Below are 25,251 nucleotides of genomic sequence, written 5' to 3' on the forward strand. Positions count from 1 at the left end.
CACATTAGGACTCCGTTATTCGGGAGGCATTCATGCGTGTAACGCTTTGGATAGTCACTTTTCTGCTTCTGTTTACCCTCACCGTCGCTCCGTCCCAGACCATAGCGGCCAAAGGGGACCAATTCGAAGCGCTCAAGACCTTCTCGCAGGTGCTCGACCTGGTTGAAAGCAACTATGTCAAGCCGGTGACCAAGAAGGATCTGATCGATAATTCCATCAAGGGCATGCTCGAAGAGCTCGACCCCCACTCCACCTATCTCTCGCCCGAGGACTTCAAGGATATGCAGGTGGACACCGCCGGCAAGTTCAGCGGCATCGGCATCGAGATCAGCATGGACCAGGGGCGGATCATCGTGGTTTCGCCCATCGAGGACACTCCGGCCTACAAGGCGGGCCTGCTGGCGGGTGACATCATTCTGGAGATCGATGGCGAATCCACCCAGGACATGACCCTCATGGACGCGGTCAAGCTGATCCGGGGCGAAAAGGGTACCCCCGTGACCCTGCTCATCCTGCACAAGGATTCCAACAAGCCGGTGGAAGTGGCCATCGTCCGCGGGACCATTCCCATCGTCAACGTCAAGACCCAGTCCCTGGAAGACGGCTATCTCTACCTGCGGCTGACCAAGTTTCAGGAATCCTCCACCAAGAACCTGCGCGAGGCCATCGCCGAGTACCAGAAGAAGCACGCCCTCAAGGGCATCGTCTTCGATCTGCGCAATAACCCCGGCGGATTGCTGAATCAGGCGGTCTCCGTGTCCGACACCTTCCTGCAGGACGGCACCATCGTCTACATCCAGGGCAGGGACCCGGCCAACCGCAAGGACTTCTTCGCCACCAAGAGTTCCGACGACGTCAAGGTGCCCATGGTCACCCTGATCAACGCGGGCTCGGCCTCGGCCTCCGAAATCGTGGCCGGTGCCCTGCAGGACCGCAAGCGCTCCCTGATCGTGGGAGAACGCTCCTTCGGCAAGGGGTCCGTCCAGCAGATCATCCCCCTGTCCGACGGCTCCGGCATCAAGCTGACCACCGCGCTCTATTACACCCCGAGCGGCCGCTCCATTCAGGCCAAGGGCATTGATCCCGATCTGCGCATCCCCTTCGAGGCGCCCCGGGAAGACGAGAACGACCTGCGCGATCGCTTCACCCTGCGTGAAAAGGATCTGAGCGGACATCTGGAAAACGGCCAGAAGACCGCCAAGCGCAAGAAGGACGAGGATGCCGAAAAGGCCAAGGACATGCTGGCCCGCGACAATCAGTTGCGTATGGCCCTGGAGCTGGTCAAGAGCCTGCCCCGACTGAAGGAAATCCAATAGGGAGGCCGGACAGCGCCCATGGACGATCGCGCCCCCGACAACCAGACTGAAAAAAAGACCGGGCTCGATGGATTCCTCAAGGGAATCTATCGGCCCGGTCCTCTCATTTGCCTGTTCACCCTCGCCTTTCTGGCCCTGGCCGGGCTCGGCTGGATGGTCCTCAACGCCAAGACTCCGCCGCCCCAGGTGATTGCGCCCGTGGCCGAGGAACGCAAGGCCGAGCCCGACAAGACCCCGGACAAGGTCTATGAAGAGGCCACCTCCGACATGGAGGACCTGGTCAAACAGGCGGACCTGGCTTTGATCGAGACCATGCGCGACCTCGACCTCAAGATGCGCGACCTCGACCTGGTGGACGTGGAGCTGCGCAGCTTTGAGGAACGCGGCTACCACTACCAGGTCCTCCTGTTCCCCAAGGTCACGGACCGCAACCAATTCCTGGTTACCCTGCGCAAGCGGCTCTACGAGCGACTGCCCGACGCGGTGTTGCTGGACAACGGCGACACCGAGGCGGCAATCGAGATCAACGGCGTGCGCACCCACCGGCTCCTGCTCGAGGCCACGCCGCGGATCATCGCCCGGCCCGAGGCCAAGGGGCCCAAGCTGGTGGTGGTCATCGACGACGTGGGCGAGAACTACGGAGTGCTCAAGGGGCTGGCCGGTCTCGACCTGCCCCTGACCTTCGCGGTCTGGCCCCATGCCAGCCACACCCGCGAGTGCGTGGAGCTGATCTCCGGGACCCATCACGACCTGCTTGTCCACTTTCCCATGGAGCCCATGGGCTACCCCAAGGTCAAGCCGGGCGACGACGCCCTGTTCGTATCCATGACCGGCAGCCAGATACGGCAGCGCATCAAGGAGAACCTTGAGCGCATCCCCGAGGCCATCGGCGTGAACAACCACATGGGCTCACGTTTCACCTCCAACGGGCCGGGCATGGCAGTGGCACTGGCCGAATTCAAGCGCCACGGTCTGTTCTTCCTGGACAGCCTAACCTCGGGCAAAAGCGTGGGCCGGGCTACGGCCCAAAACGTGGGCATCCCCTTCTATGAGCGGGACACTTTCCTGGACAACGTCAAGGACGTGAACGCCATCCTGCTCCAGTTGCGCAAAACCGAACGGGTTGCCCAGCGGCAGGGCCGGGCCATCGCCATCGGGCACCCCTACCGGCAAACCCTGGCCGCTCTCAAACAGTGGCAGGACAGCCGGGACACGTCCATTCAGGTCATTCCCTTGTCGAAGCTTCCCACGGAATAGCCTCTCAGCGAAATTGATTTCGACCCTCGTTCATTGGCTCGGTGTCCCGGGCCTTAATTATGCCAATTCCCGACGAAAACGGGACGTTTTCTTTAAGACCTAGTTCATTATCCTGAATTTGTTGAAATATTCGAACATGCTGATATTGGTATTTGATTATTTCTCGCTATTGTCTAAACAATCTCAAGCAAAATAGGACGAAAAATCCATGGAATCGTTGCCAGCCACCCCCTTGGCGCGGTATGCGGACGCATAAGGATTTTTGAAATTCGGCCGATAGGAAACTGACGGGACGGCCCGTTTTTTGCTAATTGTTTAGCGACGTTCAATTTTCCGGCACAGGCCGGTCAAACGGGCCGTGAGATCGGCGAATATGAGGCTTTGTCCAGATGAGCAAAATCCTCGAACAAGATGAAGTTGATGCCCTGCTCCGGGGTCTTTCCGGTGGGGATGTCGAGACCGAGACCGAGATACCGGAGGACGATACCGGTGTGGTCGCGTTCGACCTGGCCAATCAGGACAGGATCATTCGCGGCCGCATGCCCGTGCTCGAGATCGTCAACGACCGTTTCGCGCGGTTGTGCACCAACGCGCTGGCCAACACCATGCGCAAGCGGGTCGACATCAACCCCATCTCCATAGACATGTCCAAATTCGGCGATTTCATGCGTTCCCTGCCGGTGCCGACCTCCATCTCCATCTTCAAGATGGACCCCCTGCGCGGCAATGCCCTGCTGGTGGTCGACTCCCGCCTGGTCTTCGCCCTGGTCGAGAACTTCTTCGGCGGCGCGGGCAGCCAGCCCAAGGTCGAAGGCCGCGATTTCACGCCCATCGAGCAGGCCATCGTCGAGCGCGTGGTCAAGATCGCCCTGGCCAACATGGAGGAGTCCTGGAAACCGGTGCATGAGGTCCACGTGGAGATGGTCCGCACCGAGGTGAACCCCCAGTTCGCCGCCATCGTGCCGCCCTCGGACGTGGTCATCGTGGTCACCTTCGAGGTGGAGCTGGAAAACGCCATCGGCTCACTCATCGTCTGCCTGCCCTACGCCACCATGGAGCCCATCCGCTCGAAACTGCACGCCTCTTTCCAGTCCGAGCGGCTGGAAGTGGACCACGTCTGGATCAACCGCTTCAAGGAGCGGCTCATGGAGACGCCCGTGGAAATGGTCGTGCGTCTGGGCCGGACCACCATCTCCGGCCGCCAGCTGCTCTATCTCCAGGAAGGCGACATTATCCTGCTCGACACCGACGAGGATGAGCTCCTTGAGGCCGAGGTCGAAGGCGTGCGCAAGTTCCAGGGACTGCCCGGCCGGGTCAAGGGCAACAAGTCCTTCAAGGTCATCAAGGAAGAGGAAATCCGTTTCTGATCCCGTCCGTTTGAAAAGCGTTTCAAAGAGCCGCCCCGTGCGGCTCTTTTTATCTAAAACAACTAACGAAATAATAAGATGAATGCCGCTTCGCGGCGATTTTCGGGTGGCTTCGCCTTGATTCGCCCCGTCCTGGGGCTCACCCCTTCAGGGTGCCGGAAAGACCGGCGTCCAAATCCGCTGTCCTGCGGATTTGTCGGCTGGCAACGGCAGATCTTGGCGAGTCTTCGAGCCCTATAAATGGCGGCGGAGGCCGAGTTCGCACCCTTGCATCCCGTTTATGCGCCTTTGGCGCGGGCAGGCGATTTTGTTTGTTGGTTTATTCCCAAATCAAAATGCCTTGACGAAAAGTGGACCAGACGGTCAAAGTCCTCTTTTGAAAAGCACTTCGAGGAGGATTTTCCCATGAAAAAGATATTGTTGTTCCTGGCGGCCGCCCTGCTGGTTGCCTCCACCGCCTTTGCAGGCAAGAAGTACGTCATCTCCGTGACCCAGATCGTGGAGCACCCGGCCTTGGACGCCATGCGCCAGGGGGTGGCCGACCGTCTCAAGGAAAAGGGCATCGACTTCGACTACAACGTGCACAACGCCCAGAACAACATGGCCACCAATACCCAGATCGTCGGCCAGATCATCGGCGAGCGGCCCGACGTGGTCCTGGCCATCGCCACCCCCGGAGCCCAGGCCTGCGCCCAGAAGATACATGACACCCCCATCGTCTTCACCGGCGTAACCGATCCCGTCACCGCCGGGCTGGTCAAGGACCTCCAAAACACGGGAGCCCGCAACATCACCGGCATGTCCGACTTCAGCCCCATCGACAGGCAGGTGGCCCTGATCCGCGAGCTCGTGCCGAACGTCAAGACCATCGGCATCATCTACAACTCGGGCGAGCCCAACGCCGTGCCCATCCTGAAGGCCCTGAAGCGAGAGGCGGCCAAGCTCGGCATCAACGTGGAGGAGGCGACCATCTCCAACTCCAGCGGCGTGTACCAGGCGGCCAAGAGCCTTGTCGGCCGGTGCGACGCGGTCTACGTGGGCACTGACAACACCGTGGTCTCGGCCCTCGAGTCCGCCGTGAAGGTCTGCGAAAACAACAAGCTGCCGCTCATCGTCGGCGACGTGGACTCCGTGGCGCGCGGGGCCATCGCGGCCGAGGCCGTGGATTATTACAAGATGGGACTGCAGACCGGCGACATGATCGCCCGCATCCTGGTGGACGGTGCCAAGCCCGCCGATATGCCTGTGGAGTTCCTCGATGATCTCAGCCTGCACGTTAACATGAAGGCGGCAAAGGCCATGGGCGTGACCGTGCCGCAGTCCGTGCTCGACCGGGCCGACAAGGTCCTTGAGTAGACGCGAAACGCATTTGCCAATCGTGCCCATAAACGATACAAGGCGCGTTGCTTCATCAACGCGCCTTTTTCGTTTCTCGCCGGACCGCCAGCAAGGGCCCGGCTCGGCAACCATTAGGATTAGTACATGACTCTCTACGCTTTTTTCGGCGCCATCGAACAGGGGTTCGCCTACGGCCTCATGGTCATCGGCGTGTACCTGACCTTCCGGGTGCTCGATTTCCCGGATCTCACCGTGGACGGCAGCCTGCCGCTGGGCGCGGCCGTCTCGGCCGTGGCCATCACCTCGGGCTATTCCCCGCTCCTGGCCATCTTCATGGCCGCCGGTGCCGGGTTCCTGGCCGGGGCTGCCACCGGCATCCTGAACACCAAGTTCAAGATCCTCCACCTGCTCGCCTCCATCCTGACCATGATCGCGCTCTACTCCATCAACCTGCGCATCATGGGACGGCCCAACATGGCCCTGCTTGGCCAGGACACCGTGGTGGACTGGTTCGTGGATTTCACCAACATGCTGCCCCAGCACTCCACTCCGCTGCTCTTCGGCCTGATCTGCTTTGCCGTGGTCATCGTGCTCATCTGGTTCCTGCACACCGAGATCGGCCTGGCCTTCCTGGCCACGGGCGACAACAAGCAGATGATCACCAGCCAGGGCGTGAACACCGACAACGTCATCATCTTCGGCGTGGGACTGTCCAACGCTCTGGTGGCTGCCTCCGGGGCCCTGGTGGCCCAGAATCAGGGCGCGGCCGACGTGAACATGGGCGTGGGCTCCATCGTCGCGGGTCTGGCCTCGGTCATCGTCGGAGAGACCGTGTTCGGGGACAAGACCATCACCCGCGCGCTCATAGCCGCCCTGCTCGGTTCGGTGCTCTACCGCGTGGCCATCGGCCTGGCGCTCGGCCTCAAGCTCGGCTCGTTTGCCATCACCCCCAGCGACCTGAACCTGATCACCGCCATCCTGGTGGTCTTCGCCCTGGTCATGCCCAAGATGAAACGCCAGTTCCTGGCCGGGAGGTCCAAATGATCTCCATTTCCAACATCACCAAGGCGTTCAACCGGGGCGACGTCAACGAGGTCGCCGCACTCAACGGCGTGAACCTCGAGGTCAAGGACGGCGACTTCATCACCATCATCGGCTCCAACGGCGCAGGCAAGTCCACCTTCCTCAACGCCCTGGCCGGCTCCTTTCCCGTGGATTCGGGCAAGATCGTCCTGGACGACCTGGACATCACCAAGTGGCCGGAACACAAGCGCGCCTCGCTCGTCGGCCGGGTCTTCCAAGACCCCTTGCTCGGCACCTGCGGCGGGGCCACCATCGAGCAGAACCTGGCCATGGCCAACAAGCGCGGCAAGTTCCGCGGGCTGTCCTGGGGCGTCAAGGGGAAGGAACGCGAGTTCTTCCGGGAAAAGCTGGCCATCCTCGGCCTCGGCCTCGAGGACCGGCTCAAGTCCCACACCGGCCTGCTCTCCGGCGGCCAGCGCCAGGCCCTGACCATGCTCATGGCCACCCTGGTCCGCCCCCGCCTGCTGCTGCTCGACGAGCACACCGCCGCCCTGGACCCCAAGACCGCGGGCATGGTCCTGGACCTGACCGACGAGATCGTCGGCTCGCTCAACCTGACCACCCTCATGGTCACCCACAACATGAAGCAGGCCATCACCCTGGGCAACCGGCTGATCATGTTCCACCGGGGACAGGTGGTCCTGGACATCGACGGCGAGGAAAAGAAAAATCTCAAGGTTGAGGACCTCTTGGAGCGTTTCTCGCGCCTGCGCGGGGACGAGGGGGTTTCCGACCGGATGTTGTTGGGTTGAGGCCGGTGCGGGCCGCGATCCATATGCTGGCAAATTGCTGCCGACACGTATAAGACAGTAACAGACAAACGGAGGCATCCATGGCAATCGAAAAGACCTTTTCCATCATCAAGCCCGATGCGGTCAAACGCGGCCTCATCGCCGAGATCCTGAAAATGATCACCGACTCCGGCCTCAAGATCAAAGGCATGAAGATGATCCACATGGACCGCGCCCAGGCCGAGGGCTTCTACGCGGTGCACAAGGAACGCCCTTTCTTCGGCGAGCTGGTGGACTACATGATTTCCGGCCCGGTGGTGGTCTCCTGCCTTGAAGGCGAGAACGCCATCGAAAAATACCGTGTCCTCATGGGCGCGACCAATCCGGCCCAGGCCGCTCCGGGCACCATCCGTGCCGCCTACGGCCTGGACATCCAGAACAACTCCTGCCACGGTTCCGACGGTCCCGACACCGCCAAGACCGAGGTGGCATACTTCTTCAACGACGACGAGCTGGTGGGATAATGACAAAGAAAATCGGGTTCATAGGCGTAGGCAACATGGGGTCGGCCATAGTCAAGGGGCTGGCCTCGCGAGACGACATCGAACTGCACGGGGCGGACTTCAACAAGGCCAACCTCGAACGGCTCAACAAGGAACACGGGCTCATCATCCACGAGAGCGCGACCGACCTGGCCAAGGCGTGCGATTACATCGTCCTGGCCGTCAAGCCGCAGCACGCCGAACCCGTGGTCAAGGAGTTGACGCCCGTGCTCGACATGGGCAAATGCCTGACCGCCATCTGCGCGGGCATCCCCCTGTCCACCTACGAGGAATGGACCGAGGACCGCTGCCCCGTGGTGCGCATCATGCCCAACACCCCGGCTCTGGTCGGCCTTGGAGTGTCGGCCATCTGCCTGGACAACCATAACCTGACCGAGGACATGAAGGCGTTCGTGCCCGAACTCTTCGCCTCCATCGGCCAGACGCACGTGCTGCCGGAAAAGCTCTTCGACGCTTTCACCGGCGTGATCGGCTCCGGCCCGGCCTACGTCTTCTACTTCATGGAAGCCATGATCGAGTCCGGCGTGGCCCTGGGGTTGACCCGGCCGCAGAGCGTGGAAATGGTCAAGGGGTTGTTCCTGGGTTCCGCCACCATGGCCGACCAGAGCGAACACTCCGTGTCCGAACTGCGCGAAATGGTCACCTCCCCCGGTGGGACCACCATTCGCGCGCTCATGCACTTCGATAGGCAGGCCCTCAAAGGCGACATCATCGACGGCGTCTTCGAGTCCTACTACCGCAGCATCGAACTCGGCGACCAATAGAGAATAGACTCGGGGGGAGGGGGGAGAAAACCCTTTGAAAAGGGTTCTTCTCCCCTCTCCCCCCGTACCCCCCACCCCCCTCTTTCCCAAACTTTTTGTGTGCCTTCGGCAAGGGCGTGCGTCAGTGGATGCGCGTCTTCTTTTGTATGCAAAAGAGCCGCAGAGCAGCAGGGACAATGCCGCCCTCCGCACTTCGCGAAGCGACACAAAAAGTTTTGAAAAAGGGAGGGATGGGGGGTTCGGGGGAAGGGAGGGAAAAACTTTCTCAAAAGTTTTTCCCTCCCTTCCCCCGATTCGCCATCAGGCGAACAATAGCCGAATCAATCCGAGCACCGGGATGAGCACGCAGGCGGCCAGGGTTCCAGTCTTTGCGGCTAGCCTGAACAGCTTGCGGAGCTTGGCGCGATCCCAGTCGGCTCCTTTCGGGCCGAGCACCGGCTTGTCCTTGACCTTTCCGAAATAGACCGTGGGGCCGCCCATCTGCGCTTCCAGGAGCCAAGCCGCTGCGGCCATGGGCCAGCCCGCATTCGGGCTTTCCATCTTGCGGGCGTCGTCGCGGTAGCGTCCACGGGCCGTTGCAGCCTTGAGGCCGAGCCGCTTGCCGACCAGGAACAGAAAAAAGGCGGTCAGCCGGGCCGGAATCCAGGCCAGGACGTCGTCGGTTTTGGCCGCGCCCTGTCCGAGCCGGATGTAACGGTCCGTGCGGTAGCCCCACATGGAGTCCATGGTGGAGACCACCTTGTAGGCCCACAGACCGCCGGGGCCGAGAAGCGCGAGGTAGAACAGGGGAGCGGTGAAGCCGTCGTTGAGGTTCTCGCTGACCGTCTCGGCCAGGGTGCGGCGGACGGCGGGCGCGTCGAGTGCGGCGGTCTCGCGGCTGACGAGCATCGACAGGGCCTTACGCGCGCCGGGCAGATCTCCGGAGTCGAGGAGTCCGGCAACCCGGCGGGCGTCCTTGAGCAGGCAGCCCAGGGCCAGGCCCGCGTAGGCGAAATACACGGCCAGAAGCGGGCCGAGATAGCGGATGGACGTGAGTTCGGCCACGACGAACCAAGCCGCCCAGGCGAAGAGGAGCACGGCCCCCCACCCCGCAAGGCGGAGATTGACGCTCGTACGGCGAACGGCCGCCTCGAAGAGGTCGAGCCCCTTGCCGATGAGTCGGACCGGGTGCGGCCAGTTGGCCGGGTCGCCGACGAGGCGGTCCAGGACAACGGCCAGCGCGGGGATGAGAAAGACGGCTGCGGGATGTTCCATTGGATACAAAAAGGGCCGGGAAGAGATGCTCTTCCCGGCCCTGATGGTCTTTAGTTCTCGAAGTAGGACCGCAGCAGCGCGCTTCGCACGGGATGGCGGAGCTTGCGCAGGGCCTTGGCCTCGATCTGGCGGATGCGCTCGCGGGTGACGTTGAAGAGCTTGCCCACTTCCTCAAGAGTGTGGTCGGACTTCTCGCCGATGCCGAACCGCTTGCGCAGGACCTGCTCCTCGCGCGGGGTCAGGTCGGACAGGACCGAGGCGATCTGCTCGCTGAGCTTGGTGGAAACCACTTCCTCGGCGGGCGCGGTGGCCTTCTTGTCCTCGATGAAATCGCCCAGGCTGGAATCTTCCTCGTCGCCGATGGGGGTCTCGAGGGAAATGGGTTCCTTGGCGATCTTGAGGACCTTCTTGACCTTTTCCAGCGGGTAGTCCATGCGCTCGGCGATCTCCTCCGGAGACGGATCGCGGCCGAGTTCCTGCACCAGGTAGCGCGAGGTGCGGATGAGCTTGTTGATGGTCTCGATCATGTGTACCGGGATGCGGATGGTCCTAGCCTGGTCCGCGATGGCGCGGGTGATGGCCTGGCGAATCCACCATGTGGCGTAGGTCGAGAACTTGTAGCCGCGCTGGTACTCGAACTTGTCCACGGCCTTCATCAGGCCTATGTTGCCCTCCTGGATGAGGTCCAGGAACTGCAGGCCGCGGTTGGTGTACTTCTTGGCGATGGAGACCACCAGGCGCAGGTTGGCGCGGATGAGCTCCTGTTTGGCCTGCATGGCGGTCTGGTTGCCGGACTTGATGCGCCACAGGACTTCTTCGAGATCGTGCACCGAATGGCAACACTTGTCCTGCAGGCGGTTCATAATCTCCAGCTTGCCCGCGAGCATTTCCTTGAAGGAGAAGAACTCCTCCACGGTCATGCCCAACTGGGTCGAGGCGGCCACCGGGTTGATCGCACGGTCGTCCACCTGCTTGAACAGGTCCTCTATCTCGGCCTTGGTCTTGCCCACGGACAGTACATAGGCGGACAGGTCGCGCTGGCAGTTGTGCATCTGCCGCACATAGTCGTTGACCGTTTCGATGATCCGGTCGATGAGGGTCTTTTCCAGCTTGATGTCGCGCAGCCGAGTGACGATGTCCTCTTTATAGCTGAGGATTTCCTGCTGCACGCCGAACACGCGCTTGTCCAGGCAGGCGCAGTAGTCGAGCTTTTCGTAGATCTTCTTTTTCTTGGCGTAGAGTTTCTTGATCTCGGCGAGTAGAAAGATGACCCGCTGGCGCTGGTTCATCTCGTCCTCGGAGGGATCGTCCTCCTCGATGGTCTTGACCACGTCCTTGAGCTTGATACGGCCGTCTTCCAGGTCCTCGCCCACGGAAATGAGTTCCTCAACGGCCACGGGCACCTCCACAAGGGAATAGAGGACATCCAGCTCGCCGTTTTCGATCTTCTTGGCGATGACCACCTCGCCCTCGCGGTCGAGCAGCGGCACGGCGCCCATTTCGCGCAGATACATGCGTACCGGATCGGTGCTCCGCGAAGCGTATTCCGTGGAATCGTCGTCGCCGTCGTCGAATTCCAATTCCTTGTCATCTTCGTCGTCGACCAGCTTCTTGTCGGAATCGTCCGAATCCACCAGGGCGATATCCATCTGGTCGAAGATGGCGTGAATTTCCTCGAGCTGATCCGGGCTGTTGTAGTCGGAAGGCAGAGCCTTGCTCAACTCTTCGTATGTCAGGAATCCCTTTTTCTTACCTTCGGCGATAAGAGCTTTGATCTGTTGGATTTCCTTAATGTTGCTCATTGTCCCTCCTGCGAGACTTCTTCAAGGCTAAAAGCTCTAGTGCACGCTTGTTGTCGCCACTTTCGTACGCCTGCCTGATAGACTCGTTGAGCTGGCGATTGTCCATATCTGTTAACCCGCGTTCAATCTGCTCACAGATGTAAACCCACTCATTCAGCAATTCCCGGCCTGAAAGGACGTTCGTATGCAATTCCTCGCGGCATTGGATGTAGAAGCCCTTTTCCTGTTCGTTCAGCAGGCTCGCTACTTGGCCTTGCTGCGTTGTTTCGAGCTTGTTCCACAATGCCTGCGCCCATGGGGTGCGAAGAACCTGGGTCATTCCCCTTTTGGCCAGTTCCGGCACATATTCCGGGTACTGGATCGAAAACCGCAAAAAATACCGGTCATCCGCAAAGTCCTTGCCCACGCCCATACCCGGCTGCTGTTGCTCGACCCGTTGCGTCTGCCGCGGCTGATGTCTTGGATTGCGCTGTTGCTGCGGTGCCGCAGCACCCGTGTCACGCCTGAAGTCAGCCTCCGACAGTCCGAGCCCGTTCGCAATGCGAGGCAGGTAGAACGCCCGCAAGGACGCGTCGGACAATTCCGACAAAAAACTCTTGGCCCACGCCATGATGTCCCTGGGGGCGTACTCCTCCCGCAGGGTGTTCATGCAAAAAGTCAAACCGTCCGGGGCCTCGCTCATGCAGGCCTCGAATCCGTCCGCTCCCTTGGTCTGGAGCAGGCTGTCCACGTCCTCGCCATCCGGCATCAGGACCACCTTGCAGGCCACGCCCTGAAGCAGGATCATCCTGCTGGACTTCATGGCCGCCTTGCGCCCCGCCCCGTCGCCGTCGAAGACCAGGTCGACGCGCGAGCAGAATCCGGCCAGCCGTTTCACCTGATCCGCAGTCAGGGCCGTGCCCAAGACGCCGCAGGAGTCGGTGTAGCCGAACTGGTGGAGCGATATCACATCCATGTATCCTTCGGTCAGGATGGCCCGCTTGGTGCGGGTCATGGTGGACCGGGCCAGACTGAGCCCATACAAGTGGTCGCCCTTCTTGTATATAGGCGTATCCGAGCTGTTCAGATACTTGGGTTCTCCTTCAGTAATTATTCTGCCGCCAAAAGCAATAACCCGACCCGACAAATTTTGAATGGGAAAGATCAATCTCCCACGGAACCTATCGTAGATATTACCTTTTTCATTTTTTGACAAGAGTCCGGCCTCAACCCCCAATTCCGGATTGCGGCCCTTGCCTTTGAGAAAATTATCCAGGCCGTGCCAGTCGTCGGGCGAATAGCCCAGGCCGAACTTGGCGATCATCTCCGGGGTCATGCCCCGGTCGGTCAGGTAACGGCGGCAATGGTCCCCGGAGGCCAGGGACAGATTGCGCTGGAAAAACTGGTTCGCCTCGTCATGCATGTCGAGGAGGATCTGCTTTTTGGCCTTGCGCTCGGCCGCGTGCGGATCGTGCGGCACGTGGCTCAGTTCCACCCCGCATTCGGCGGCCAGCTGTTCCAGGGATTCCCGGAACTCCAGTCCGTTGATGCGTCCGTAAAAATCGATGACGTCGCCCGAGGCCTGGCAGCCGAAGCAATAGAAGAAGCCCTCTTCGTCGTTCACGGACATGGAGGGCTTGGTTTCCTGGTGAAACGGGCACGCGCCCATCCACCGGCCCGAGACCGGTTTCAGGTCAACATACCGGCGCACCACGTCCGAGATATTGATCCGGGCCTTGACGGCCTCGATACCACTTCTGTCCACCAGACGCCTCCGGCAATGCCGTTACTTGAGCGTTACCTCGGTCATGCCGTCCCCGCCCCGGTCCTCGGGGGCCAGGGAAAAATTCTCCACGGCGGGATAGTACTTCAAAAACTCGTGTACCTCGCGGCGCAGCGCACCCGTTCCCCGGCCGTGTACGATCTCAAGCTTGCCGGCGCCCTTGCGCAGGGCGGCGTCCATGGCCCGCTCCAGTTCGCTGATGGCCTCGTCGGCTCGGTTGCCGCGCAGGTCCACCTCGATCACCAAGTCGCCCGGGGCCGCTGCCTTGGTCCCCGTGGGCTGGGCAACAGGCCGCGAAGGACCGTCCGCCGGGCCGAGATGGTCGGCCTTGACCCACATGGCCACGCCACCGATATCGACCTTTGCCTGCTTCTTTTTCTCGTTGATTTCCAGCACGGTACCCGACTTGTTCCAAGCCAGATACGACACTTTCTTGCCCGGGACAATATCCGAGAAGGAAAACACGGGTTCTTTTTTGCGTTCCGGCGCGATGTCCTCGATGCGCAGGCGCGCCTGGTGAAGCTTTTTGCGCGCCTCTTTCTGGCCGATGCGCTCGGTTTTCCACTGCTTGACCACGTCCTGGGCCTTGGACTGGACCTCTTTAAGGATTTTGGTGCGCTCCTTCTCGAATTTCTGTTCGAGATTGGCCCGCTTCCTTTCGATGCGGATGCGCTCGTCTTCGATGGCGTCCAGCTCGGCCTCTTTCTTCACGGCCATGGCGTTGAGGCGGTCCAGCACGGCGGAGGTGTCGGAGCCGTCCAGCAGGAGATATTTTTCGGCCCGCTCCAGGATGGCGGCGGGCAGACCGTGCTCGCGGGCCACGTCCAGGGCGATGGATGCGCCCACCTGGTCGTAGGCCAGTCGGAACAGCGGCTTCTTGGTGGACGGGTCGAAGAGCACGCTGGCGGCGCGCACGCCCTTGGTGGCCATGGCGTAGGCCTTGAGCGCCGGGAAATGGGTGGCCGTAAATGCGGTGGCCCGCTTTTCCAGCAGGGAGTCGATGACCGCCTGGGCCAGGGCCGCGCCCTGGGTGGGGTCCGTGCCCGCGCCGAACTCGTCGAGAATGAACAGGGAGTGTCCGTCCACCTTGTCCCAGACCCGTTTCAGGTACTGAATCTGGGCGGTGAAGGTGGAGACGTTCTCCTCCAAGGACTGCTCGTCGCCCATGATGACGAAAATGTCGTCCCACAGGGGCAGGCTGCTGCCCTCGGCGGCCGGGACCGGCAGGCCGGAAAAGGCCATCAGGCCGATAAGGCCCACGGTCTTGAGGCAGACGGTCTTGCCGCCCGCGTTGCCGCCGCTGACGATCATGGCCCTCTGTCCATCCAGCAGCTCGATGTTCACGGGGTGGACCGACTCGTCGGTCAGGGCCAGGAGCGGATGGCGGGCCTTGAGCAGCCTGGGGGCGCCCTCCTCCGTGACCTCGATGGTCCGGCCGGAGTAGGCGTCGGCCAGGCGGACCTTGGCCATGAGCACGTCCAGGGTGACCAGTCCGTCATAGGCGTCACGGACCTCGTCCTGCTCCTGGCGCACCAGGCCGGTCAGGTATTGCAGGACCTTGTATTCCTCGGCCCGTTCCTCGCGCTTGAGTTCCTGGAGCTTGTTGTTGGTCTCCACCAGAAAGATGGGCTCGAAGTAGCAGGTCTCGCCGGTCTGCGAGTAGTCGTGGATGATGCCCTTGGTCTTGTTCTTGAAATTCGCCTTGATGGGCAGCACGTAGCGGTCGGACGAGACGGTCATGAACTCGTCCTGCATGGCCGCACCCAGGTTCTCCTGAAGGATGAAGTCCTTGACCCGCTTGGTGCAGCGCTGGTGGATGGCCCGGATTTCCTGGCGTACGGACATCAGGTTCGGGGAACTCTCGTCCTTGATCTGCCCTTCGGCGTCCAGGCAGCGCCCGATACCGGACACGGTCTTCTGCGGCCAGGCATAAGCGAAAAGCTCCTTTTCGAGCACCTCCCAGTCGCGTCCCTCAAAGCCGGCCAGGGATTCGCGGGCGTCCTTGGCCAAATCCAGGAGGATCTTAAGCGCGAAGAGCGCATCCTGGTCGAGTACGGCCAGTTCGCTGTCCAGGTGCGGAAAGATGCCGCCCAGTTCAGGGAAGGCGCGCATGCGAAAACCCGACTCCCCCACCCAGGCCGCGCCCTGCTCGAACAGGGTCCCTGCCCGGCGGACGGATTCAAGGGTGTCGTAGGGATGGATGGCAAGACACGCGGCAGCCCCGGGTTCGGACGTGGCGAAACCGGACAGTGCCCCGAGGATCTTGGGGAATTCCAATACCTGGAAAGTTCTGGACTCCATGGACGAGCCGGGGGGTTGGAGAGTTAGGAGAGCTTGGACCGTACCAGTCCGCTGGCCTTCTTGCCGTCGACCTGCCCTGTGTGCGCGGCGAGCAAGGCCTGCATGACCTTGCCCATGTCCGCCATGGAGGACGCCCCGAGGTCGGCGATGGCCTTGTCGATGGCGGCGGAAAGTTCCTCGTCGGACAGCTGCTTGGGAAGATAGACTTCAAGGGCGGCGAGTTCGTCGGCTTCGACCTTGGCCAGGTCGTCCCTCCCCGCCTTGGTGTACTGGTCGAAGGAGTCCTTGCGCTGCTTGACCTGCTTGGCGATGAGATCAAGCACGGTCTCGTCGGAGAGCGCGTCGCTTTTATCCTCGACCATACGGTTTTTAATGGCCGTCTTGAGATGTCTCAAGACGGCCACTTTTACCGTAGCTTTGGCCTTGTAGGCCTCGATGTAGTCTTTGTCTATTTGCTTGGACAGACTCATAATCTACATGCTGCGCATCTTGCGCATTTTTTTGGCGAGCCTCTTCTTGGCGGCAGCTTTCTTTTTCTTCTTCTGCACGCTGGGCTTCTCGTAGTGCTGGCGCTTCTTCAGTTCGGACAGAATTCCGGCCTTCTCCACCTGCTTCTTGAAGCGGCGCAGAGAAACGTCGAAGTTGTCGTTGTCGTCAAAATACACTCCGGGCAATGAAAATCACCTCCTCGGTGAACCGCCCGCTCATATGGCGGGCCAGCGAAATAAGAGACACTACATATAAACAAAAAAGAGAAAAGGCAACCCAAAAATTCGGGAGAATTTTAAAACGGATCAAAAAAAGCCTGCCCGGCAGTACCCGGGCAGGCCCTTTCGATGCAATGGTATCAGAGACTAATGATCAGCCTTTTTCGCGTCACGCAAAGACTGCAGGACCGTAACCGCCAGGGCGACACCGATGACGCCGAGGACGATGTACAGGACACCGAAAAAGACGAAATGGTCGGGCATCCACCAGGGAAGATCCATGGGCAGCGGGCTGTGAACGGTTTCACCGTGAATCATCGTATCATCTCCAATTATTTAACGGCGTCCTTGAGAATCTTGCCGGGACGGAACTTGACAACCTTGGTCTCGGGGATCTTGAGTTCGAGACCCGTGCGGGGGTTGCGGCCGACGCGGGCTTTGCGGAGTTCCACGGCGAAGGTGCCGAAACCGGTCAAGGTCAGCTTGCCTTCGGAAACCAGGGTGCTTTCCACGGTCTCCAGAAATGCATTCAGGGCGCGTTCGGCGTTCGCCTTGGTCAGGTTGGCCTTTTCCGCGATTTTGACAACCAATTCTGCCTTTGTCATCAGTCCTTCCTCCTCGGTGAAATATTACCCAGATGGTATTTGTTAAAGTGCAGCCAGAGCACAAAACGACTTGCACTTTGTTTCCGTCACCAACTCACCTCTTGGCCTTTAAATGAACTTTCGCCCCGTGTCCAGCCCGAGCGCTGAAAAAAAACGAAAAAACCTACGCTATATGGTGCTTCCGGGACTTTTGCCCCCCTATTTTCGGGGCTCAAAAATCCGCCTTTCAGTACCAAGGGTCAGGTATTTTATCGGTCTTTGTGAAAATATGTACTAATATATTAAGGAAAGTGTACGGAATTGCGTCGGCGTGAGGTTTTCCGGGCGTGCCGACGGGCTGACCCCTTCATCCCGGAACCACTGCTCCACTTCCAGGGTCATGCGCTTCTTCAGGATGGTGGAAATCTGCTTGCGCCGCTGCTGGAAAAGCAGCTTGATCAGCCCGGCCAGCCTGTCCGGGTCGGTCGGCCGGTCCGCAAGCGGCAGCGGGTCGAAACGGACCACGGCGGAGTCCACCTTGGGGCGCGGCCGAAAGACCGCGGGCGGCACCTTGAACAGATAGCGCGTGTCGCAGAAGTTCCTGACCCAGGCGGTCAGCCCGCCGAAGGCCTTGGTGCCGGGTTCGGCGGTCAACCGCAGAGCCACCTCGTGCTGGACCATGAAGACCGCCCGTTCCAAGGTCTCCACCCGGCTGACGATGTCCCAGATCAGCTTGGACCCGACGTTGTACGGGAGGTTCCCGATGATCTTGCACGGTCCGGTCCCGTTCAGGTCCGCCCAGGGAAACTTGAGGGCGTCGGCCCGGACCACATCCAGTTCAGGCCAGCGCTCCTCGAGCCGCTCGGCCAGGCCGTCGTCCATTTCCACCACGCGCAGACGGCGCGCGCCCGTCTCGACCAGGTGTTCGGTCAGCGCCCCCTGTCCAGGGCCTATTTCTATAATATAGTCCCCGGGCGCGGGCAAAAGCGCGTCCACGATCTTGCGGCAGATGTTGGGGTCGGTCAAAAAGTTCTGGCCCAGGCTCTTCTTGGCCCGGTGCGGTCCGTCTTGTTGCGCCATGTGCGTTCTCCGTCGTCAGGGGATAGCGGAACCCGGTCCGGCTGGCAACAGCATTGACACGATCTCCTGGGAAAACGTATGAATCCCCGGTATTCATTCAATGAGGAGGATTCATGAATCTGCGCCATTATGTCCGGGACATCCCGGATTATCCCAAGAAAGGGATCACCTTTTTCGACATCACGCCCATTCTGAGCACGCCCAAGGCCTTCCGCTACGTCATCGACCAGCTATACGAAAAGTACAAGGACAGCGGCGCGGACAAGATCGTGGCCGCCGACGCCCGGGGCTTCATCTTCGGCGCCCCCCTGGCCCTCAAGATGGGCATCGGCTTCGTGCCTATCCGCAAGCCGGGCAAGCTGCCGTACAAGAACCGCTGCGTGACCTATGACCTGGAATACGGGTCCGACACCCTGTGCATGCACGTGGACGCCATCGACGAGGGCGACAAAATCCTGATGATCGACGACCTGCTGGCCACGGGCGGCACGGCCGAGGGCATGGTCAAGCTGATCCGCGAGGCGGGCGGCGAGATCGTGGGCGCGGGCTTCGTCATCCAACTCTCCTTCCTGGACGGCGACGAGGTCATGCGCGCTGCCGGAGTGAAACATGATTTCCTCATTGAAATCGACTAACAAGGAACGGCCATGAGCAAAATCGGCATCATCGGCGGCAGCGGACTGGACGATCCGGATCTGTTGCTGGACGCACGCGACGTGGAGATGGGCACGCCCTACGGCAAGCCGTCCGCTCTCCTCAAGGAAGGGACCATCGCGGGCCGGGAAGTGGTCCTCCTCGCCCGGCACGGCCGGGAGCACACCATTCCGCCCACCTTCGTCAACTACCGGGCCAACATCAAGGCCCTGAAGGACGCGGGCTGCACGCGCATCCTGGCCACCACGGCCTGCGGCTCCCTGCGCCAGGAGATCGACAGGGGCCACCTGGTCATCCTGGACCAGTTCATCGACTTCACCCGGCGCAGGCAGGTCTCCTTTTTCGACGAATTCGAGCCGCACTGCGCGGTGCACACAGCCATGGCCGATCCCTTTGACGCCGACATGCGCGGCCTGCTCAACGAGGCCTGCGACCGGCTGGGCCTGGCCCACCACAAGAGCGGCACGGTCATCACCATCGAGGGCTCTCGTTTCTCGACCCGGGCCGAGTCCAACATGTTCCGGATGTGGGGCGCGGACGTCATCAACATGAGTGTGGCTCCAGAGTGCATCCTGGCCAACGAGGCGGGCATCCCCTACGCCGCCGTGGCCATGAGCACGGACTATGACTGTTGGAAGACCGACGAGGCCCCGGTGACCTGGGAGGAGATACTCGAGGTCTTCAAGGGCAACGTGGAAAAGGTCACTTCCCTGCTCGTCGAAGCCATCAAGGAACTGGATTAGACCATGGCATCCACCGCTTTCGCCGATTCCGCGCCCCGCGCCTGCGACCTGCTGGTCCGGGCCGACGCGGTGATCACCCAGGACGACGAGAGGCGCGTCTTGACCGACGCGGCCGTCGCCATCCTCAACGGCATGGTCATCGAGGTCGGCGACTACGCCACCCTCGACGCCCGCTACGACCCCCTTCAGCGGCTGGACATGTCGGGCAAGATGCTCATGCCCGGTCTGGTCAACGGCCACACCCATCTGCCCATGACCCTGCTGCGCGGATTCGCCGACGACCTGCCGCTCATGGACTGGCTTGAGGGCCACATCTGGCCCGTGGAGGCCAAGCTTGACGAGGACCTGCTCGGCATTGGCGCGCGGCTCGGCTGCGCCGAACTCATCCGCACCGGGTGCACGGCCTTCTTGAACGGCTATTTCCATGAACGGGTGACCGGCGAGGCGGCCTCGGGCTGCGGCCTGCGCGCGGTTCTGGGCGAAGGATTCTTCGCCTTCCCCTCCCCGTTCTTCCCCACGGCCGAGGTCTGCTGGGAGGCGATCCGCTCCCTGGAGGAACACTTTCGGGACGACCCGCTGGTACGCACTGCGGTCACGCCGCACGCGGCCTTCACCGTGCCGCCCGAGGTCCTGGCCGCCAGCTTCGAACTTGCCGAGTCCCTGGACATCCCGTGGCAGACCCACCTGGCCGAATCCCCGACCGAAACGGCGGTCTGCCTGGGCAAGTACGGCATGCGTCCGGTGGAGATTCTGCGCCGGGAAGGGCTGCTCTCGCCGCGCGTCACCCTGCACCACTGCGTGGACGTGGAGGAAAAGGAGATCGCCCAGCTGGCCGCGTCCGGGACCAACGTGGTCCACAACCCGGCGTCCAACCTGAAGCTCTGTTCCGGCATGTCCCCGGTGCAGGCCATGCTCGACGCCGGGGTCAACGTGGGGCTGGGCACGGACGGCGCGTCGAGCAACAACCAGCTGAACATGTTCCGCGACATGGGACTGGCCGCGCTCATGGGCAAGGTCCGCCACGGCGACGCCTCGGCCGTGAACGCCCAGACCGCCCTGGACATGGCCACTCGCAATTCGGCCCGCTGCCTGGGCTGGCCCGAACTGGGCCGGATCCAGGCCGGACACCCGGCGGACATGATCGCCCTGGATCTCTCCTCGCCCAACCTCATGCCCGTGTTCAACCACGTGTCCCACGCGGTTTACGCGTCCACAGGCATGGAGGTATGCATGACCATGGTGGCGGGCGAGGTTCTGTACCTGTACGGCGAATTCCGGACCCTCGACGTCAGCGGCCTGCGCAAGGAGGCCGTACGGTGCGCAAAGTGGGTCCGCAACGCCTCCGGAAAATGAAAAAGAACCGCAAAGAGCTTGACAACACCCGCCCTGGGTGCATATCGAAGTCTGCTCTTGCACCGAAATGAAATTACGTATGCCGCTGGCATCCTGTGAGCCGCATTATTTTTAGGAGGAAGGCACGACATGGCCAAGAAAAAAGGAATCGTTTCCCTGGAAGGCGCCGTCAAGACCGATGCCGGTCTGACCTACAAGGGCGTCGTCATGGAACCCGTTGTTGAACAGTGTGAAGGTTGCGAGCGCATCGTTCCCTTCGAGGACGAGCAGTTCTGCCCGACCTATGCCCAGCCCGCCCGCAAGTGGGCAGGCGGCGTGTGCAACTTCGCCACGCACGTACGCGCCGAAGTGGACAAGGCCGGCAAGGTCAAGGTCAACCCGCTCAAGGCCTCCAAGCGCGCCGCGCGCGGTCGCTAGACCACCGCAAGCAGGAAAGGCGGGGCGTTGTCCCCGCCTTTTTTTTGTTTGTGTGATCCGATTTTTGGGCTAGTTTCATCGAAAACGCAATCGGAGGTCCCATGGACGCGCTCTTTTCCGAACTGGACCGCCAGACAGAGGCGGTTGTCGAACTGCAGACCAAGCTTACGGCCATTCCGGCCCTGGGCCCCCGCAACGGGGGCGAAGGCGAAAAGGCCAAGGCCGACTTCCTGCTCGGCCATCTCAAGGCCATGGGTATCGGGGACATCCGCGAATACAACGCCCCTGATCCCGACGTGCCCTGCGGGTACCGGCCCAACATCGCGGCCATCATCCCGGGCAAGAACACGGAAAAGACCCTGTGGGTCATCTCCCACATCGACGTGGTCCCTCCGGGAGACCTCGACCTGTGGAACTCCGATCCCTACGTGGTTCAGCACGACGGCGACACCCTCATCGGGCGCGGCGTGGAGGACAACCAGCAAGGCATGGTCTCCTCGCTGCTGACCGCCAAGGCCCTGCTTGACCTGAAGATCACCCCGGAGATGAACTACGGGCTGATCCTCGTGTCCGACGAGGAGACCGGCTCGGGCTTCGGCCTGGACTACATCGTCCGCGAGCACGCGGACCTGTTCCGCGAGAACGACCTGTTCCTGGTCCCGGACTCGGGCGAGCCCGCCTCGGAAATGGTCGAGGTGGCCGAGAAATCCATGTTCTGGGTTAAAGTCACGGTCATCGGCAAACAGTGCCACGCCTCCACCCCGGCCCAGGGCGTCAACACCATGTTTCCGTCCGCCGAATTCATCCTGCGCATCAAGGAGCTGGAGACCTTGTACCCGGCCGAGGACAGCCTGTTCGACCCGCCCCGCTCCACCTTCCAGCCGACCATGCGCGAGGCCAACGTGGCCAACGTGAACACCCTTCCCGGACGGGACGTGTTCTACGTGGACTGCCGGGTCATGCCTGAATACGACCTGAACGACGTGATCGGCACCATCAAGGACATGGCCGCCGAGATCGCGGCCAAGTACGGCGTGAGCGTCGAGTGCGAGCCCGTCATGTGGGAGCAGGCCGCCCCGGCCACCCCGGCGGACAGCGAGATTGCGGTCCGGACCATGGCGTCGGTGCGCAAGATCTACGACAACAATCCGCGCACGGTGGGCGTGGGCGGCGGCACGGTGGCCGCGTTCCTGCGCCGCAGGGGCTACAACGCCGTGGTCTGGTCCACCCTGTTCCACAACGCTCACCAGCCCAACGAGTGGTCGTCCATCAAGAGCACCATCGGCGACGCCAAGGTCATCGCCGACATGCTCCTGACCCGGTAGCGCCGTACCGACCATGCAGCACAAGACCCCGTTTCCGGCCGAGTTCGACCTTATCGTGGTCGGCGCGGGCCATGCAGGCTGCGAAGCCGCCATGGCCTCGGCCCGGCTCGGCCTGAAGACCCTGCTGCTGACCATCAACGTGGACCGCATCGGGCATCTCTCCTGCAACCCGGCCATCGGCGGCCTGGCCAAGGGCCACATGGTCAAGGAGATCGACGCGCTGGGCGGCATGATGGGGCTGTGGGCCGACGCGGCGGGCATCCAGTTCCGCATCCTGAATACCCGCAAGGGCCCGGCGGTCCGGTCCAGCCGCGCCCAGATCGACCGCGCCCGGTACATGCAGGTGGTCCAGGCGTCCATGTTCGCCCAGGAGAACCTGTGGGTCTTCCAGGACACGGGCGCGGCCGTGCTGACCGAAAACGGCCGAGTCAGCGGCCTGCGCAGCGAGCTGGGCGAGATATTCCCGGCACGGGCCGTGCTCCTGACCACCGGCACCTTCCTGCGCGGGCTCATGCACATCGGGTTGGAGCACTTCAGCGGCGGGCGCATGGGCGATCCGGCCGCCAACTCCCTGTCGGCCAACCTGCGCGAGCTGGGCTTCACCCTGGGCCGTCTCAAGACCGGCACCACCCCGCGCCTGCTGCGCGATTCCATCGATTTCTCGGCGATGCAGGAGCAGCCCGGCGACGATCCGCCCGTGCCCTTCAGCTTCCGCAACAGGACCGTGCCCATGCCCCAGGTGTCGTGCTGGCTGACCTACACCAACGAGGCGGCCCACGAGGCCATCCGTTCCGGGTTCGACCGCTCGCCCATGTTCACCGGGATCATCGAGGGCACCGGGGCGCGCTACTGCCCGTCCATCGAGGATAAAGTGGCCCGGTTCCCGGAAAAGGACCGGCACCAGATTTTTGTCGAACCCGAGGGACTGGACAGCCCGGAGATGTACCCCAGCGGTATCCCCACCAGCCTGCCGTTCGACGTGCAGAAGAAGATGATCCGGGCCATCAAGGGGTTGGAAAACGCCCAGATCGTCCGGCCGGGCTACGCCATCGAGTACGACTTCGTTCCGCCCACTCAACTGCGCCCCACCTTGGAGACCAAGGCGGTGGAGGGGCTCTACTGCGCGGGCCAGATCAACGGCACCTCGGGCTACGAGGAGGCCGCGGCCCAGGGACTCTGGGCCGCGCTCAACGCGGCCTGCAAGCTGCTTGGCCGCGAACCGTTCCTGCTCTCCCGCGACCAGGCGTACATGGCCGTACTGGTGGACGACCTTGTGACCAAGGGCACCGAAGAGCCCTACCGCATGTTCACCTCCCGCGCCGAGCACCGGCTGTTGCTGCGCGAAGGCAACGCGGACGAACGGCTGACCCCGGTGGGCCGCGACCTGGGGCTGGTGGACGACGCCCAGTGGGCGCTTTTTTCAGCCAAGCGGGAAAAACTTCAAGCAACGCTTGAGGCCATGCATTCCATCCGGGTACGGCCCGACGCGCCCACCCGCGAACTGTTGGAATCCATCGGCGCGTCCGTGCCGGGCAAGGCCGTGGAACTGGCCGCCCTGCTCCGTCAGCCGCAGATGGACATCGAACGGCTGGCCGTGTTCCACTCCGGACTCGCCGAGCTGGATCAGGAGGTCCTGCGCGAGGCCGAGGTGCAGGTGCGCTACGAGGGGTACTTGGTCAAGCAGGAGGAACTGGTCGCCAAATTCAAGTCCCTGGAGGACAAGGTCCTGCCCGAAGACCTGGACTATGCGGCGGTTTCCGGCCTGACCCGCGAGGTGGTCGAAAAGCTGACCCGTATCCAGCCCCGGACTCTGGGCCAGGCCGGGCGTATCTCCGGGGTCACACCCGCGGCCCTGTCCTGTCTGGAGATCCACCTGAAAAAACTCGGCCTATCGTAACACGCCCCGGCCTTTCGTTTGTTGACAGGTTGTCCCGGTCTGTCTAAATATATGAATATTGACACGACGTTCGCTCGGCAGCGGGCCGGTTCCCGCACATCGTTTTGCAACCGTTTCAAGGAGTCTGGTCTTGGACGAAGGATCCGACAGTCGATTTCGAAATATATTCAAGAAAATATTCGGTAACAACGACCATCAGATAGAGGAACACATCCTCGAAGCCAGGGCCGACGGGGAGTTGGAGAGCCACGAGGTCTCCATGCTCCTGAACGTGCTCGGCCTGGACCAGAAGCTCGTCGAGGAGATCATGGTTCCGCGCACGGACATGGTCTGCGCCGACGCCTCCAGCACCGTCAAGGACGTGGCCGAACTCATCGTCAACCAGGGCGCCCACTCCCGCATCCCCATCTACCAGGACAACAAGGACCACATCTTCGGGCTGGTCCACGCCAAGGACCTGCTCGAGCCCCTGCTCAACGGCGAGATCGACAGGTCCGTGGTCGAACTCCTGCGGCCCGCCTTCTTCGTGGCCGAGGACAAGCCGCTGGACGAGGTCCTGGCCTACTTCAAGAAGGAAAAGCTGCACATGGCCGTTGTCCAGGATGAATACGGCGGAACCTCTGGCATGGTCACCATGGAGGACGTGCTCGAGGAGATCGTCGGCGAAATCTCGGACGAATACGACGACCAGCGCCCCGACGAGATCCAGGACTATTCGGACGGGACCTTCATCGTCTCGGGCCGCGCGCCGCTGGAGGACGTCAACCGGAAGTTCGCCCTGGACCTCGAAAGCGAGGAAGTGGACTCCATCGGCGGCTACCTGGCCGCCCTGGCCGGGCGCATCCCCCTGCAGGGAGAGCTCTACACCTTCTCCGGCTGGCGGTTCGCGGTCATGGAGGCCGACGAACGCCAGATCTGGACCATCAAGGTCGAACCCCTGGGGAACGTGTAAA

At 61.8% G+C, this 25,251-nt stretch carries 24 protein-coding genes; 15 read left to right on the forward strand and 9 right to left on the reverse strand.

What is annotated here, in order from left to right:
* Nucleotides 1–32: 32 nt before the first annotated feature.
* The 8 genes from BerOc1_RS00080 to proC all read left to right on the forward strand — a co-directional run bounded on the left by BerOc1_RS00080 (nucleotide 33) and on the right by proC (nucleotide 8,419).
* Entirely contained in the window at nucleotides 33–1,316 is a 1,284-nt protein-coding gene (locus BerOc1_RS00080; RefSeq protein ID WP_071543692.1) for a S41 family peptidase, read from the forward strand.
* Between the two features lie 18 nt (nucleotides 1,317–1,334).
* Nucleotides 1,335–2,573 (forward strand): divergent polysaccharide deacetylase family protein, encoded by a 1,239-nt coding sequence (locus BerOc1_RS00085; protein WP_071543693.1) that lies wholly within the window; start codon nucleotides 1,335–1,337, stop codon nucleotides 2,571–2,573.
* Between the two features lie 389 nt (nucleotides 2,574–2,962).
* Nucleotides 2,963–3,940, forward strand: a complete 978-nt coding sequence (fliM, locus tag BerOc1_RS00090) for a flagellar motor switch protein FliM (RefSeq protein ID WP_071543694.1) — start codon at nucleotides 2,963–2,965, stop codon at nucleotides 3,938–3,940.
* Between the two features lie 405 nt (nucleotides 3,941–4,345).
* Nucleotides 4,346–5,296: an ABC transporter substrate-binding protein gene (locus tag BerOc1_RS00095; protein ID WP_071543695.1), complete on the forward strand. Its 951-nt coding sequence runs from the start codon at nucleotides 4,346–4,348 to the stop codon at nucleotides 5,294–5,296.
* Nucleotides 5,297–5,422: 126 nt separating this feature from the next.
* A complete protein-coding gene (locus BerOc1_RS00100) occupies nucleotides 5,423–6,322 on the forward strand; it encodes an ABC transporter permease (protein ID WP_071543696.1) in 900 nt (299 codons plus the stop codon).
* Nucleotides 6,319–7,113, forward strand: coding sequence for an ABC transporter ATP-binding protein (locus BerOc1_RS00105; RefSeq protein ID WP_071543697.1), 795 nt, complete (start codon nucleotides 6,319–6,321; stop codon nucleotides 7,111–7,113). The genes BerOc1_RS00100 and BerOc1_RS00105 overlap by 4 nt, the downstream gene beginning before the upstream one ends.
* 80 nt (nucleotides 7,114–7,193) lie before the next feature.
* Entirely contained in the window at nucleotides 7,194–7,616 is a 423-nt protein-coding gene (ndk, locus tag BerOc1_RS00110; protein WP_071543698.1) for a nucleoside-diphosphate kinase, read from the forward strand.
* Nucleotides 7,616–8,419: a pyrroline-5-carboxylate reductase gene (gene proC / locus BerOc1_RS00115; protein WP_071543699.1), complete on the forward strand. Its 804-nt coding sequence runs from the start codon at nucleotides 7,616–7,618 to the stop codon at nucleotides 8,417–8,419. Before ndk ends, proC begins: the two co-directional genes overlap by 1 nt.
* A 300-nt stretch (nucleotides 8,420–8,719) precedes the next feature.
* Here the strand turns inward: proC and cbiB are convergent, their stop codons facing one another.
* The 9 genes from cbiB to rsmA form a co-directional block, all read right to left on the reverse strand.
* Nucleotides 8,720–9,673: an adenosylcobinamide-phosphate synthase CbiB gene (gene cbiB, locus BerOc1_RS00120; RefSeq protein ID WP_071543700.1), complete on the reverse strand. Its 954-nt coding sequence runs from the start codon at nucleotides 9,671–9,673 to the stop codon at nucleotides 8,720–8,722.
* Nucleotides 9,674–9,723: 50 nt separating this feature from the next.
* Nucleotides 9,724–11,475 (reverse strand): RNA polymerase sigma factor RpoD, encoded by a 1,752-nt coding sequence (gene rpoD, locus BerOc1_RS00125; RefSeq protein ID WP_071543701.1) that lies wholly within the window; start codon nucleotides 11,473–11,475, stop codon nucleotides 9,724–9,726.
* Nucleotides 11,462–13,219: a DNA primase gene (gene dnaG / locus BerOc1_RS00130; RefSeq protein WP_071543702.1), complete on the reverse strand. Its 1,758-nt coding sequence runs from the start codon at nucleotides 13,217–13,219 to the stop codon at nucleotides 11,462–11,464. Before dnaG ends, rpoD begins: the two co-directional genes overlap by 14 nt.
* Before the next feature lie 21 nt (nucleotides 13,220–13,240).
* Nucleotides 13,241–15,538 carry an endonuclease MutS2 gene (locus BerOc1_RS00135; RefSeq protein WP_071543703.1) on the reverse strand — a complete coding sequence of 766 codons (2,298 nt, stop codon included), beginning with the start codon at nucleotides 15,536–15,538 and terminating at the stop codon, nucleotides 13,241–13,243.
* A gap of 23 nt (nucleotides 15,539–15,561) precedes the next feature.
* Complete coding sequence (locus tag BerOc1_RS00140; RefSeq protein WP_071543704.1) at nucleotides 15,562–16,008, reverse strand: GatB/YqeY domain-containing protein; 447 nt, start codon at nucleotides 16,006–16,008, stop codon at nucleotides 15,562–15,564.
* Nucleotides 16,009–16,011: 3 nt separating this feature from the next.
* Nucleotides 16,012–16,212: a 30S ribosomal protein S21 gene (gene rpsU / locus BerOc1_RS00145; protein ID WP_071543705.1), complete on the reverse strand. Its 201-nt coding sequence runs from the start codon at nucleotides 16,210–16,212 to the stop codon at nucleotides 16,012–16,014.
* A 180-nt stretch (nucleotides 16,213–16,392) separates the two neighbouring features.
* Nucleotides 16,393–16,563 (reverse strand): hypothetical protein, encoded by a 171-nt coding sequence (locus BerOc1_RS18970; RefSeq protein ID WP_165610760.1) that lies wholly within the window; start codon nucleotides 16,561–16,563, stop codon nucleotides 16,393–16,395.
* A 14-nt stretch (nucleotides 16,564–16,577) separates the two neighbouring features.
* Entirely contained in the window at nucleotides 16,578–16,850 is a 273-nt protein-coding gene (locus BerOc1_RS00150; RefSeq protein ID WP_071543706.1) for an HU family DNA-binding protein, read from the reverse strand.
* Nucleotides 16,851–17,123: 273 nt separating this feature from the next.
* Entirely contained in the window at nucleotides 17,124–17,909 is a 786-nt protein-coding gene (gene rsmA, locus BerOc1_RS00155) for a 16S rRNA (adenine(1518)-N(6)/adenine(1519)-N(6))-dimethyltransferase RsmA (RefSeq protein ID WP_071543707.1), read from the reverse strand.
* A 113-nt stretch (nucleotides 17,910–18,022) separates the two neighbouring features.
* On the opposite strand from rsmA, the gene BerOc1_RS00160 reads away from it, so the two are divergent.
* The 7 genes from BerOc1_RS00160 (at nucleotide 18,023) to BerOc1_RS00190 (ending at nucleotide 25,250) form a co-directional block, all read left to right on the forward strand.
* Nucleotides 18,023–18,544: an adenine phosphoribosyltransferase gene (locus tag BerOc1_RS00160; RefSeq protein WP_071543708.1), complete on the forward strand. Its 522-nt coding sequence runs from the start codon at nucleotides 18,023–18,025 to the stop codon at nucleotides 18,542–18,544.
* 12 nt (nucleotides 18,545–18,556) lie between these two features.
* Nucleotides 18,557–19,306 (forward strand): S-methyl-5'-thioadenosine phosphorylase, encoded by a 750-nt coding sequence (mtnP, locus tag BerOc1_RS00165; RefSeq protein ID WP_071543709.1) that lies wholly within the window; start codon nucleotides 18,557–18,559, stop codon nucleotides 19,304–19,306.
* Between the two features lie 3 nt (nucleotides 19,307–19,309).
* Nucleotides 19,310–20,659, forward strand: coding sequence for an amidohydrolase (locus tag BerOc1_RS00170; protein ID WP_071543710.1), 1,350 nt, complete (start codon nucleotides 19,310–19,312; stop codon nucleotides 20,657–20,659).
* A gap of 129 nt (nucleotides 20,660–20,788) precedes the next feature.
* Nucleotides 20,789–21,076, forward strand: a complete 288-nt coding sequence (locus BerOc1_RS00175) for a PxxKW family cysteine-rich protein (RefSeq protein ID WP_071543711.1) — start codon at nucleotides 20,789–20,791, stop codon at nucleotides 21,074–21,076.
* A 101-nt stretch (nucleotides 21,077–21,177) separates the two neighbouring features.
* The gene (locus BerOc1_RS00180) at nucleotides 21,178–22,401 is read left to right on the forward strand and encodes a M20 family metallo-hydrolase (protein ID WP_071543712.1); all 1,224 of its coding nucleotides are present in this window, start codon (nucleotides 21,178–21,180) and stop codon (nucleotides 22,399–22,401) included.
* 13 nt (nucleotides 22,402–22,414) lie between these two features.
* Nucleotides 22,415–24,298 (forward strand): tRNA uridine-5-carboxymethylaminomethyl(34) synthesis enzyme MnmG, encoded by a 1,884-nt coding sequence (mnmG, locus tag BerOc1_RS00185; protein ID WP_071543713.1) that lies wholly within the window; start codon nucleotides 22,415–22,417, stop codon nucleotides 24,296–24,298.
* Nucleotides 24,299–24,428: 130 nt separating this feature from the next.
* Nucleotides 24,429–25,250, forward strand: coding sequence for a hemolysin family protein (locus tag BerOc1_RS00190; protein WP_071543714.1), 822 nt, complete (start codon nucleotides 24,429–24,431; stop codon nucleotides 25,248–25,250).
* Nucleotide 25,251 lies beyond the last annotated feature (1 nt).

Source organism: Pseudodesulfovibrio hydrargyri, from assembly GCF_001874525.1.
Classification (GTDB): Bacteria; Desulfobacterota; Desulfovibrionia; order Desulfovibrionales; family Desulfovibrionaceae; genus Pseudodesulfovibrio; species Pseudodesulfovibrio hydrargyri.